Source organism: Treponema vincentii (genome assembly GCF_018336815.1).
Taxonomy (GTDB): Bacteria; Spirochaetota; Spirochaetia; order Treponematales; family Treponemataceae; genus Treponema.
Genome location: NZ_CP050497.1, coordinates 1,824,269 through 1,836,446, shown reverse-complemented (window position 1 = coordinate 1,836,446; position 12,178 = coordinate 1,824,269). Strand labels below are relative to the sequence as shown.

General features: G+C 41.1%; 11 protein-coding genes, 1 tRNA gene and 1 pseudogene. 5 read left to right on the top strand and 8 right to left on the bottom strand.

The features are described 5' to 3' along the window. Nucleotides 1-251: 251 nt before the first annotated feature. The 5 genes from GWP40_RS08175 to GWP40_RS08155 all read right to left on the bottom strand — a co-directional run bounded on the left by GWP40_RS08175 (nt 252) and on the right by GWP40_RS08155 (nt 5,151). Nucleotides 252-626 (bottom strand): hypothetical protein, encoded by a 375-nt coding sequence (locus tag GWP40_RS08175; protein ID WP_212564932.1) that lies wholly within the window; start codon nt 624-626, stop codon nt 252-254. Nucleotides 627-820: 194 nt separating this feature from the next. Further along, nucleotides 821-1,000, bottom strand: a complete 180-nt coding sequence (locus GWP40_RS08170) for a hypothetical protein (RefSeq protein ID WP_212564931.1) — start codon at nt 998-1,000, stop codon at nt 821-823. Between the two features lie 114 nt (nt 1,001-1,114). After that, nucleotides 1,115-1,894, bottom strand: coding sequence for a leucine-rich repeat domain-containing protein (locus GWP40_RS08165; RefSeq protein WP_230974348.1), 780 nt, complete (start codon nt 1,892-1,894; stop codon nt 1,115-1,117). A 12-nt stretch (nt 1,895-1,906) separates the two neighbouring features. Continuing rightward, nucleotides 1,907-2,869 carry a leucine-rich repeat domain-containing protein gene (locus GWP40_RS08160; RefSeq protein WP_212564930.1) on the bottom strand — a complete coding sequence of 321 codons (963 nt, stop codon included), beginning with the start codon at nt 2,867-2,869 and terminating at the stop codon, nt 1,907-1,909. 38 nt (nt 2,870-2,907) lie between these two features. Next, nucleotides 2,908-5,151, bottom strand: a complete 2,244-nt coding sequence (locus tag GWP40_RS08155; RefSeq protein ID WP_230974347.1) for an AAA family ATPase — start codon at nt 5,149-5,151, stop codon at nt 2,908-2,910. Nucleotides 5,152-5,394: 243 nt separating this feature from the next. On the opposite strand from GWP40_RS08155, the pseudogene GWP40_RS08150 reads away from it, so the two are divergent. Together GWP40_RS08150 and GWP40_RS08145 are read left to right on the top strand one after the other, a co-directional pair. Then, a pseudogene (locus GWP40_RS08150) lies at nt 5,395-6,147 on the top strand (ATP-binding protein); the annotation flags it as partial. A 209-nt stretch (nt 6,148-6,356) separates the two neighbouring features. Beyond that, nucleotides 6,357-7,283, top strand: a complete 927-nt coding sequence (locus tag GWP40_RS08145; protein ID WP_212564928.1) for a transcriptional regulator — start codon at nt 6,357-6,359, stop codon at nt 7,281-7,283. An 80-nt stretch (nt 7,284-7,363) separates the two neighbouring features. On the opposite strand, the gene GWP40_RS08140 is transcribed toward GWP40_RS08145, so the two are convergent. After that, entirely contained in the window at nt 7,364-7,930 is a 567-nt protein-coding gene (locus GWP40_RS08140; protein ID WP_212564927.1) for a redoxin domain-containing protein, read from the bottom strand. Nucleotides 7,931-8,280: 350 nt separating this feature from the next. Between GWP40_RS08140 and GWP40_RS08135 the strand changes: the two genes are divergently transcribed. Together GWP40_RS08135 and GWP40_RS08130 are read left to right on the top strand one after the other, a co-directional pair. Beyond that, nucleotides 8,281-9,099 (top strand): M23 family metallopeptidase, encoded by an 819-nt coding sequence (locus GWP40_RS08135; RefSeq protein WP_212564926.1) that lies wholly within the window; start codon nt 8,281-8,283, stop codon nt 9,097-9,099. 78 nt (nt 9,100-9,177) lie between these two features. Then, on the top strand, nt 9,178-10,083 hold the full coding sequence (locus GWP40_RS08130; protein ID WP_212564925.1) for a selenium metabolism-associated LysR family transcriptional regulator: 906 nt from the start codon (nt 9,178-9,180) through the stop codon (nt 10,081-10,083). A gap of 41 nt (nt 10,084-10,124) precedes the next feature. Here the strand turns inward: GWP40_RS08130 and GWP40_RS08125 are convergent, their stop codons facing one another. Then, the gene (locus tag GWP40_RS08125) at nt 10,125-10,928 is read right to left on the bottom strand and encodes a cytochrome c biogenesis protein CcdA (RefSeq protein ID WP_212564924.1); all 804 of its coding nucleotides are present in this window, start codon (nt 10,926-10,928) and stop codon (nt 10,125-10,127) included. Then, nucleotides 10,921-11,550, bottom strand: coding sequence for a TlpA family protein disulfide reductase (locus tag GWP40_RS08120; RefSeq protein ID WP_230974346.1), 630 nt, complete (start codon nt 11,548-11,550; stop codon nt 10,921-10,923). Before GWP40_RS08120 ends, GWP40_RS08125 begins: the two co-directional genes overlap by 8 nt. 509 nt (nt 11,551-12,059) lie before the next feature. Here GWP40_RS08120 and GWP40_RS08115 point away from each other — a divergent pair. Continuing rightward, a tRNA-Arg gene (locus GWP40_RS08115) sits at nt 12,060-12,133 on the top strand. Nucleotides 12,134-12,178 lie beyond the last annotated feature (45 nt).

Here is a 12,178-nt window from a genome sequence, read left to right as displayed (position 1 = left end):
AATATCAATTTTGGAGACTATTGCATTCGTACGCGATAACGTACATACAATTTACGATGTTTGCGCAAAGCAAACTCGCCGTGTTTTTAAGCGGTACCATTTGTACCGCTTAAAATAAACTTTTTTCATAAGATCAATGAAATAGTATCTATTGCTCTCAATCTGCGCTTTCCCTTCAATGATTGTCTCAACTGACTATACTAATAGTATAGTTAGTCTATCAGGCGATGATAGAGGTAAAAAAAATCTTTTTAACAACTGATATTGTTCGAATAGTGTTCGTCTTCTTCATAAACGATATGATTGACTGGAAGCTCAAATTTTTTCTCAATAATTTTTGCATGTTTTATTAAGAACCAATTGCCATGATATACATAATATTTACCAAGTAATATATTATATGAGACTCTGCCTCTTGGTAATTTCCAATACTCATCTCTGTACCTTTTCGGTAAATAGTGCAAATAACCATTTTGTTTTAATTTCTCCCATACATTACTATGGTCTTCTTGAGATAGTAGCCAATCACCATATTTTTGTGCAAATGTAATGTCTGTTTTATCGACATAAAATAAATCGGATAAATCGGGAAGGAGCCAAAATATACCAAGGTATAACTTCGGCAACCAAATAGGGTTGCCTCGTTAACCGTCGAGTTTGCTCAAGCGCAAACTCGCTTATTAAAATGTGCGCATTCTGCGCACCAATTCAGAAGCCTCTAAAATTGATATTTTATTCGGCTAGTGAATTTTAAGGAACCATACTTAATACCAATAATAGGGCATCTTAGTTGCCTGCTGATTCTCTCCTCTGTTCTAAATTATTTTTTTTCGATAGCGTCTTTCAAGAAGTCGCTGAATGTTTTTTTATCATTTTGTTTTTGAAACCAATTTGTATTCTTTTTCGCTTTTTCGAACCGTTTGACGCCAAAAACAGGTGCTGTATAATGACGTCCGCAATTATTAATCCCATATTTGCCGCACCAAATAACTATTTCCATCGGAGATTCTCCTTAAAAATTAAAATTGAACATACGCTACATTTTCAGTGATTGTCCCAATTAACTATACTAATAGCATAGTCAGTCTATCAGGAAGTGATAGAGGTAGAAAATTTACAACTGACAATGTTCGATATTACTGTGTGTTACGATAATGTGTTCATCTTGTATAGAACTGTCAGAATGCTTTAGTAGTTTTTTTACCGCCTTGCTTGCTACGATAAACTGTGCGTTGCTTTGAATATTACAAAAGGCATTATTTCCGATTTCGGTAACGCTATCGGGAATTCTAATAGCTGCTAAGCGGCTGCATGCACCAAAAGCTTCCTCACCGATTTGAGTAACGCTGTCCGGTATGGTAATGCTTGTTAAACCGGTGCAGCAAACAAAGCTTCTGTATTCAATTGAGGTAACGCCTTTTTCGATATTCAATTCCGTTAAACCACTACAACAGACAAATGCCCACTCGCCGATCTTACGAACGCTGCTCGGAATATTGATAGTTTTTAAACTGCTGCAGCTCTTAAACGCGAGATTTCCTATTTCGATAATGCCCTGCGGTATGGTGATAGTGCTTAAATGAGTGCAATCAAAGAAAGCTCCAATACCGATTTTTGAAATACCGCTTCCAATAATAACCTCTTTTAAATCGGTACAATCGCGGAAAAGCCAGTCACCGATTTTAGTAACACTATCAGGTATAACAATACGTGTGAGACCGCTGCAGCCTTCAAAGGCGTGATGAGCAATTTCCGTAATTGTATCCGGTAATATAAGACTTCCAGTAAAGTAGGCGCTATTTGTTACGCCGATAACTATCCCGTCTGTTATTTCCAGCAACTGTACATTTGATTCTTCTTCAGCGGTAAGTTTTAATGCAGATATCTGTTCCATATTTTCTCTATCCTATAAATTCGAATTAACGGTAATTTGTCCGTTCTGTAGATCGCTGCCGCAAGTTTGTAACAGCGCTTTTATCGATTCGTTTTTTACGGTAAACCGTGCATCGTGTTTAATATGCGAAAAAGCATCGTATCCGATTTCCGTTAAACGCTCGGATTTTATGATTATATTGTCTAATCTTTCACAACTGTCAAATGCACCTTCTCCAATTTCGATAACCCCATCCGGTATGATAACAGTGGTTACATCAGTACAACCGGCAAGACAATAACCGCCTATTGCGGTAACGTGCTCCGGTATTATGAAAGTCTTTACGGGAGTTGCTTGTATAAGGGTCTTCATGTTTTTTGTATAGAGCATATTATCTTTGCTACAATAGACTGGATTTGCTTTATCGACGGGAATATCCGTTAACTTTGTGCAATAACCAAAAGGTCCCATACCGATATCAGTAACACTGCTTGGTATAATAATATGTGTTATACTGCTGCAATAGCAAAAAGCTCCCATAGCGATTTTAATAACGCTATCCGGTATGGAAATACTCGTTACACCTCTACACCGGGAAAAAGCCCCATAGCTGATTTCAATTACACCATAAGGTATGACCACACATCCTGTTGCAACAGCCCGTAAAAGTGTTTTCATATCTTTTGTATAAAGTATATTTTCTTGAGTGCAATAGGCTGGATTATCGGAATGAACGGTAATACTTGTGAGGCTCATGCAGCGGAAAAAAGCGCCGTACCCGATTTGAGTAACGCTGTCCGGTATGGTAATGCTTGTTAAACCCGTACAGCCGCTTAATGCTTTTCTCCCGATTTCGGTAATAGTGTCCGGTAATATAAGACTTCCGGTGAGGTCGTCTCTATTTGTTACTCCGATGAGTATCCCATCTGTTATTCTCAACAGCTGCAAATTGGCTTCTTCTTCAGCGGTAAGCCGTAATGCAGATATGTGTTCCATACTTTTCCTCCGTTTATATTTCATAAATTATCTATCAGTTATGCATTGATACTAAATCCGATCATTTTTTGTACGCCGTTTTTTTCTTGCTGCATCTGTGCTAATTCAGTAATAATATATTCGGAAGTTATTTTTTCTTGCGGCATAAACCGTGCTTTTCCATAGAGCGCGTTAAAATCCCCCGGAGTAACGGATTGCCATTGGTTGAGCTTTTCTATTTGATCAGCATTAAATGACACATTATGAAAATATTTCATCAACAAAGTTTTTATTCCATTTGCAGAGAGGGCTTGAAACTCAACCATAATATGAAAGCGGCGTTGCAATGCAGGATCCATGATGCTGCGCATATTGGTAGTGCAAATCAATAAACCGTTAAAGGCTTCTATCTGCATTAAAAATTCATTGACCATTGTCCGCTCCCAAGTATTTTCTGCATTGAAACGGTTGGTAAAAAATGAATCAGCCTCATCAAATAGCAGTATCGCATCTTGTCTTTCCGCTTCTTCAAAAGCCTCTTTAATATTCTGTTCACTTTCGCCGACATATTTTCCTAATATATCGGAAGCTTTTTTTAGAATAAGCTCTTTAGCCAAAGAGTTTGCAATATATCGTGCAAATTCCGTTTTTCCGGTACCGCTTAATCCATAAAAAAGCATACGGATTCCGGCGGGAACATCTGTTTGTACAGACTCAGAATACGCTTCTGCATTTTTTATCATCGTGATAATATCATCCGGTTCGATAGAGGTGTTGAGCGCCCCAATATCGTATGTCTTTTGTATTTTTCTGCCGGCATGGGAACTACCGTATATAAGTCCGGAATTTGCTTCAAGCGTATTTTTTACATCAATAACGATTTGCTCTTCAGTTTGACTGCTGCAATGAACACTATTCACCGCTTTAATCATATTATCGATTGAGGCACCTGTTATACGGTAATTGTCGCAGAGATCGACAAGTGTATGTAAGATTTTGCCGCTTATGTTGCTGTTTTGTAATTTTGACTGTGCGATTTTTTTCAAAAGTGATTTCGGCATTTCGTTAAACTTAATTGAATACGTAAAACGCCGCAACGTAGATATGTCAAGAAGATCAGTATAATTAACAATCCACACAACTTTATTGACATTATTATCAAGCATCTTATTTACAATCCCTTTTTCAGTAGTGCTCATAAACATCCTAAAATGCGGCTCAATTGTTTTTAAGATATTTTCAGCTTCGTCAATAACAAACAGTGTATCCTTTTTAGGAATAGAAAGAATACAATGTAAGCGCTGCAATGCTCTATCGGTATCCAGCTCATTTTTAAACATAAACAGTCGCAGTCCGCTTTCTTTTGCAAGTGTTTTTGCAAATTCCGTTTTACCGGCTCCGGGACTTCCATAGAGTAAAATATTTGACGGAAAGTTACTTTTTAGAAATTGCAATGCCAAGCTTGAATGCTCTTTTTTTATAGCGTAGCTATTGAGATTAAAGGCAGCGTTTGCTTTTTCTTCTTTTAATGTGCCGGAAAAAAACGCATCAAAATTTTTATTGTAAATACAATAAATACTTTCGTTTTCAATACAACCGTAATCGTACTTATTCATTAACCCGAATGAAATAAGCTTTTTATCATTCTCAAATAAGATTCTTATTGCTTGTAAAGACGTATTAATACATTTTGCATATATCGTCATTTTATTTTCTGTGTTTTGATATAACACATCATCATAAAAATTATAGAGTTCATAGATTGTCTGTGTTCTATATACTGCCGTAAGCAATACCGCTTCTTGGTGTGAAAGATGTAAGGTATCAAATAGAAATTCAACAGGAGTTATATCATTAAGTATCTTGGTTATCCGTGCTGAAACATTTATTCTCTGAGGAATGATATATGTATCATTGTTATTTATCTTGGCGGAAAAGAAAATAAGTGCGATAATTTTAGCAAGGTTTTCTCTCTGCATAAAAACACAACGGCAAAGATTTATCGTAAAAATGGAATCGGTCGTAAAATTGTCAACAGCTGCAGCGATTTTCGTATCTTCTTTAAAATTTACATCCAATTTACTCCCGTATTCAAACGGATGATTGTAATTTTTTCCCGGCGTAAATACCGTTAGCTGTTTTTCCTTTATCCCTTTTTGAATAAATGCTTGCACAATTGTTTCAGCTTGTGTTTCTTTTTTTAGACGCACAATGAGTGCCTGTAATAATATCAGTAATGATTTATACTTATCCAGATGTTTACTATTCGAACATAGATTATAAAGATACCCGGCTACAGCCATACATTCCTGCTTACTTTCATCATCGATAAATCTTATTATATCCGTCTGCATAGTTCCCCTCGCTTCCCCTTCAGTGATTCGTGCGGATGGTTAATGCTCACATGCCGCGCCGGGGTTGTTAATTGTCCCAACGACTATACTAATAGCATAATCAGTCTATCAGGTGGTGATAGAACGGACGTATTTTTAGAATATCAAAAGAAGAAAATCGCAGAAACTCTCTATCTTTGCTATATTGGTTACATGGATGTTACACGGAACTTGCCGATAGGCATACAAAGCTTTGAAGATTTACGGGAAAAAAATTTTCTTTATATTGATAAAACTGATTGTATATTTCGGCTTGCCCATACCAGTAAGGTATATTTTTTAAGCCGTCCGCGCCGGTTTGGGAAAAGCCTTTTGCTCTCCACATTAAAAGCGTACTTTCTCGGTCAAAAAGAGCTGTTTAGCGGTCTTGCAATAGAAAAACTTGAAAATGCCGAAGCGGGGCAGCGGGAACTGTGTCAGAAGTATCCGGTGCTGTATTTGGATTTTAATGCGAAAGCGTATACCGATGAACAGGCATTGCTGGATATTTTGAACGCACACCTCCGCGATTGGGAGAAAACTTTTACGGTTGAGCGGAGAGAGGATGCCCCTGACAGTCGGTTAAAAGACCTGATTCAGCGTATCTACGAGAAAACCGGTAAACAGGTCGTCGTATTAGTTGATGAGTATGACAAGCCGCTTTTGGAAACAATGAATACCGATGAAGCATTAAACGAAACATATCGCCGCATTCTGAAAGGTTTTTACGGTGTGTTTAAATCCTGCGATCAATATCTCCGTTTTGTATTCCTAACCGGTGTAACAAAGTTTAGCAAGGTCAGTATCTTTAGCGACTTGAATAATCTCCGCGATATTTCGCTTGATCGTGACTATGCTGCGTTGTGCGGAATTACGCAGCAAGAGCTGGAAGCAAATTTTCAGCCTGAAATACAAATACTCACAGAACCGCCATGGATGGCGGTGGTTCCAAACAGCAGCAAGTTTCGGTCGTACCGAAACTTGCTATCAAGGAATGTACAGGGAGGTACATTCCTTGATGCAGGCGCGGTATTCGGAGATGGAATAGATGAGGACACACCTAACACATGGGTAGCAGAGACTTTGGTGGTTTAACTTGACAGTCTGTTTTTTATTTACTACCATAATTTAGTATTATGCAGTCGGATGCTTTCAGATTTCAGGCACAAGAAGATTTTTCCAAAGCGCGCAATAAGGCATGGATCAATGAGATGCAGAATGTCATGCATCCCGATAAAAAACGGCTTCTTTCGTTGAACGACGTAAAAAAGATTTTAAAACCTAAGAATGAGGTGTATGTCGGGCTTAAAACAGTTCCGATCAAAAAGATTGTCGGCAGTGAGGGGCGCTATAACGATTTTGACAATCATTTTCTCCCCCGTTCAAATGAATTGAAACAACGGTGGGTTAATGTCGATCAAGCTCATTTGTCCGATATCGTGTTGCCGCCCATTCAACTGTATGAGCTCGGCGGATTGTATTTTGTCCGGGACGGGAATCATCGTGTGTCGGTGGCAAAGATGCAGGGCGTTGCGTTTATCGATGCTGAAGTGATCTCGCTGCAAAGCGAGATGCAGCTGCCGCCTGATGTTAGGCTGGACACGCTGCTTGCGGCGGTTATCAGTTACGAAAAACGGGTGTTTTACAACGAAACGAGTTTCGGCGATCTGACCGATTACTGGGATTTGGACTTTACCGCAACCGGTCGCTACGATGTCATCTATAATCATATTCTTGTCCATAAGTATTATATGAACGAGCAGCAGCATACCGAAATCGATTTTAATGATGCGCTGATTTCATGGTTTAAAACGGTGTATCTTCCGGTTATCGCCGTGATAGATAAATATAAGCTGCTTTCCGATTTTAAAAATCGGACGAAGAGTGATATCTATGTTTGGATTGTCAAGCATTGGGATAGGCTCAAACAAAAGAACGGCAACGATTTCAGTCTTGATGATGCCGCACGGGATTTCCTTGCATTAGAGAAAACGGCAAAGGATCAAACGCCATCGGTGCTTGCAAAGCTTAAAGCAACGTTTTCGAAGCTTTTAAAAAAATAGGCATGGGGATGTCTCAAAAGTTGGTTATTTTCGGAACAGCCCCGTTTGCCGGTAACAGCTTTTCTTTAATCAGCACTTCCTTAGATTTTTCCGACTAAGTCAATTGAAGGATACAGGGTATTTTCGCCGGGGTGCCATTTTGCAGGACATACCTGATCGCCGTGCGCTGCAGTAAACTGGGCGGCTTGAACCTTACGCAGCAATTCGGAGGCATCGCGTCCGATGCTGTTATCGTGCACTTCGTATGCTTTGATGATACCGTCAGGGTCAACAACAAAGGAACCGCGGAGAGCAACCCATGTTTCAGGTACAAGGATACCCAAGGAAGCAGCAAAAACACCCGCTTTATCGGCAATCATTTCATACGGCAGAGTACTGATTGTCGCACTTGCATCTGCCCATGCCTTATGCACAAACTCGCTATCGGTAGAAACGGAAAATACCTTGCATCCGATTTCCTGAAATTCCGGATACAGCTTACCCAAATCGGCCAATTCGGTCGGACACACAAACGTAAAATCTGCGGGATAAAACATAAACACGGACCAATTACCTAATAATGACTCAGTCGATACCGTAGTAAACTTTCCCTTGCAGTAGGCAGGCAAAGTAAAATCGATAATCTTTGTTCCGATTAAATTTTCCATAAGATACTCCTATAACTTAAATTGATAATCGTTACGATAATAATGAAACACCCTCTAAATGTCTAGTGCGGGCTAACCGCACTGATAATATTTCAATCGATTACCTCCTTGTTACACGAAATTTTTCTAAAATTTCGTGTAGTTTTTTAGAGAACGGGCAACCGCACCAGACAAATGGATAAAAATCGCAGAATAATGGAGGTTGGACAACCATTTGAACCGCGAAGTGGTTCAACTCTGGTTGAACGGCCTTCATTATTCTGCGGGGTTATTTTAAAACAGTCTGATGCGGTTGCCCTCAACTGCGATATTATGTTTTTTGCATAATGAGCCGATACTTATAGACGAATATGTCTAAGCATCGTTATTCCGTCTGTATTTTTATTTTTTCTCTTGCCGTTTATTCAGTCTCCGGAGCTGATACCCTGCATATATTGGAAAAAGGCGAAACGCTCTATGCGTTAAGCCGCAAATATTCGGTGCCGGTTGCTATTCTCTTGGAACGGAATAACATCAGTGATGCAGGTAAAATTACGGTTGGGCAGAAAATTTACATCCCCGAAACATACACGATACAAAAGGGCGACACCCTTTACAGCATTGCAAAAAAATTCTCCGTTACCGTTGACGCGCTACGGAAGGCGAACAGTCTTTCCGATTCTGCCGTCTTAAAAGTCGGAAAAATATTGATTGTACCGGAACGAGAAAAAACTGCCGTTGCTGCAGCTCCTAAGAATACAGGGGCAGCGCAGCAAAATCCTCAAGCTTCATGGGAAGATCCGCGTTCATATACAAAAAAAGCAATCGACAAAAAGCTTCTGTGGCCTGTTCCCATCTCCGATATTTCGTACCTTTCGGGAAAGCTCTATGGTGTCGCTATCGATTCGACGGCAAACGCTTCCGTACAAGCTATCGCTTCGGGACGCGTTATTTCGATGGGACCGCACCGAGGGTACGGGCAGGTTATCTTTATTCAGTCAAAAACAAAGTATGTCTATGTATACGGGGGGCTGGCGCAGATACTTCCGCAAGCAGGTGCGCATATTACCGTCGGTCAAAAACTTGGTACCCTTGCCTCAGATTCGCTTACCGGTACCCCGCGGCTTTATTTTATGGTATACAAGAACAATAAACCGCTCGATCCCGCAAAGGCGCCGAGAGGTCAGTAATTGCAACGTTCTTAAAATGCCCGAAATATGAGCGGATCCCTTTTTACGATTTTCCTACTACCGTTTTGAGGACTAACTATGGAATTTAAACATCTTGAGGTATTTGTAAAGCTTGTAGAAAATTTGAGTTTTTCTGCGGCGGCCGAAGAATTGAATATTTCCCAGCCGACGGTAAGTCTCCACATCAAACAGCTTGAAGAAGAACTTGACAGCCCGCTCTTTATCCGCTCGACACGGGAGCTGAAAATTACAGAAGAAGGAACGCTGCTCTATCGCGAAGCCAAGGATTTATTGCAGCAGCGTTCATCGCTTATTGATCGGTTTATCAATCCCAATCGAAAAATTCTACGGCTCGGTGCGTCTACCATTCCTACGGGATATATCCTTCCCTTTGTGTTAAGCCGCTTCAAAAACAACCATCCCAATACGCTCATTCAAGTTGAAGAGCAAAACAGTTATGAGACTATCAAACGGATTTCCGCACGAAAGGTAGATGCCGGTATTGTCGGTATGAAAACTGATGATGAAAACTGCGAGTTCTATCCGATTTATCAAGATGAGTTTGTCTTTATTACGCCCAATATCCCCTATTATCGGGCTCTGCAGCAGATACGGCCGGATATAAAGCGGCTTGCGCAAGAACCGCTCATCGTACGGGAAACCGGTTCCGCCGTAAAACAGAATATGGATTTGATACTCACCGCCGCGCATATTTCTATCGAATCGCTCCATATTATTACTACAATTAATAACATCGAAGTGATTAAGCGGCTTGTTATGCAAGGGGTTGGAACCTCGTTTATTTCAAAAATCGCAGTTGATGATATGATAAGCCGCGGCGAGCTGCTTTCTTTTTCACTTGAAAATATCCCGCATCGATACCGCGACCTGTATCTTGTATGGAATAAAAAGATTATGCTCCCAACATATTTACAGGAATTTTTAGATTGCGCACGCCTTTACAAAAAAATCCGTAAAGAATAACGCAATCTAAAAAGCCGGTTTCCGGTGGCTTTCCTATATTCCTACACTCCTTGGAATTGTAGCCATCGGGCAAGAGCGCCTGCAATAGAACTGAACGGGGGAGTTCCCGTCTGCGCGTAGTCTTCCAATGCATAGCCTATCTTGGTAAAGAAGGCGGTAATGCTGGCCAAACCGGCGGTTACCATCAGAATTCCGAAAAAGATAATGAGGATGCCTGCCGTTATCTTTACGCCGCGTGCATGTTGTTTAAACCAACGCAGTAACGGTTCCGTTTTATCAAAAAACAGCCCGACCAACAAAAACGGAATGCCAAGGCCGAGCGAATATACGCCAAGCAGAAAGGCTGCTTTTACGGCATTCCCCGACTGAGCGGCAAACAGAAGGATGGACGATAAAATCGGCCCGATACAGGGACTCCATCCGGCGGCAAACAACATCCCGAATACAAACGCCTTTGAAAAACTCGCAGCAGTGTTTGGCGCTTGTGCTTTTATCTCCCCGCGTAAAAACGGAATAAAATCGAAAAGCATGTTAAGGCCGAGAATTATGACAATGGCTCCAGCAATCCGCATAATGACGCGGGGGGCGGAACTGCCGATAAAACGAGCGCCTGTCCCGAAGAGAATAGCGAGCAGCACAAATACCACCGTAAACCCAAGTACAAAGCTGACACTGCGCAGGAAAAGGCGCATACGACCGCTGCCGCCTTCTCGAATTTCCGTCAATGACTCACCTGAAATAAACGAGAGATACACAGGAATGAGCGGCAGGACGCAGGGGCTCAAAAACGAAAGCAGTCCTGCAAAAAACGCCCCGAATAAACCGGGAAGAGACGCACTACCCATCGGCTAATTCCTTGAGCAGTTTTATCAATTCCGCTTGGTCATATTCCATCGCACCGATACGCGCGGCAATAACTTTTCCCTCTTTATTAACGAGGTAGGTAGAAGGGAGCCCGCGTGCCGCAAAGATGGACGATACCGCATTTGATTCATCCAAATAGATGGGAAATGTATACTTATTTTTTTCGATAAAGGACGAAACTTGTGTGCGATGCTCACCGGCATTGACGGCAACAATCCGGAAGTTTGTGCCGCTCATCTTTTTGTATAGGCGCTCGATGGAAGGCATTTCCGCACGGCAGGGCGGGCACCATGTCGCCCAAAAATTGAGGAGCGTGATGTTACCGGTAAAATCACTCACTTTGACAGGATCACCCGTAAGCGCAGGTATCGGCGCGGTTATAGGCAGATCGATCGGCTGGTCATACACATAAAACCCGAGCGAACTGAGCGCTGCAACAGGATCGGTAGAGGTCTGTTGATTTGCAGAACTCTGCGCTGCCGCAGAAGCAGTTTTCCGCGCCTCAGAATCCGACATCGTTGCCGAAGCAGCGGATTGTGTTTGCTTAGCGGAACAGCCAAGCGCAAGGAAACCAAAAGCAATGCATAAATATAATGTTTTCATTTTCATGCACACAAAATAGTATATTTACGGCAAGAAGTCAAATATTCGGAATGATTTTTAATTAAATAATTTTGAAAGATTCTCTAAAATATTTCTTGAGCTGCCGATGCAGCAGATTGGGCAGGGTAACTTCATCAGAAATATGTAAGCACTTAGATCTTTTTTGTGCAAAATTTTGAAGAAAATTTTGCACAGTTTTTTCAGTAGCAGGGCAAATGCATCAGGTAGAGTAGAGCAAAAGCGCAAAATAATTGGGACTGTGAGACCATTTGAACCGCAGTCAGAACTGTCAAGGATGGCAGAGGTGATAAACAGAAATAGGTTTTTGAAAAAACCGGCAGCCAAGGAATTGACACGGATGGCAATTCCTTGGCGTTACTCTGGTTGAACAGCCCCAATTATTTTGCGGGGCTACTAGAAACAGTCTGATGCGTTTGCACGATAGGTTGACTTTTTTTCGTTCCTATTGTATATATATAACATATTCGCAGTGAAAACTGCGCGTCCAAGAGATCGTAGCTCATTTGGATAGAGCAACTGCCTTCTAAGCAGTAGGTGGCGGGTTCGAATCCCGCCGGTCTCATCTTAATATACCACCCGTCGATTTTCGATAGCAAAGATACTTCAT

Coding starts and splice junctions, on each gene's coding strand:
- GWP40_RS08155 (WP_230974347.1), bottom strand. CDS start 5,151: ATGGCTGTAGCCGGGTATCTTTATAATCTATGTTCGAATAGTAAACAT.
- GWP40_RS08145 (WP_212564928.1), top strand. CDS start 6,357: ATGCAGTCGGATGCTTTCAGATTTCAGGCACAAGAAGATTTTTCCAAA.
- GWP40_RS08160 (WP_212564930.1), bottom strand. CDS start 2,869: ATGGAACACATATCTGCATTACGGCTTACCGCTGAAGAAGAAGCCAAT.
- GWP40_RS08165 (WP_230974348.1), bottom strand. CDS start 1,894: ATGGAACAGATATCTGCATTAAAACTTACCGCTGAAGAAGAATCAAAT.
- GWP40_RS08130 (WP_212564925.1), top strand. CDS start 9,178: ATGGAATTTAAACATCTTGAGGTATTTGTAAAGCTTGTAGAAAATTTG.
- GWP40_RS08170 (WP_212564931.1), bottom strand. CDS start 1,000: ATGGAAATAGTTATTTGGTGCGGCAAATATGGGATTAATAATTGCGGA.
- GWP40_RS08140 (WP_212564927.1), bottom strand. CDS start 7,930: ATGGAAAATTTAATCGGAACAAAGATTATCGATTTTACTTTGCCTGCC.
- GWP40_RS08120 (WP_230974346.1), bottom strand. CDS start 11,550: ATGAAAACATTATATTTATGCATTGCTTTTGGTTTCCTTGCGCTTGGC.
- GWP40_RS08135 (WP_212564926.1), top strand. CDS start 8,281: ATGTCTAAGCATCGTTATTCCGTCTGTATTTTTATTTTTTCTCTTGCC.
- GWP40_RS08125 (WP_212564924.1), bottom strand. CDS start 10,928: ATGGGTAGTGCGTCTCTTCCCGGTTTATTCGGGGCGTTTTTTGCAGGA.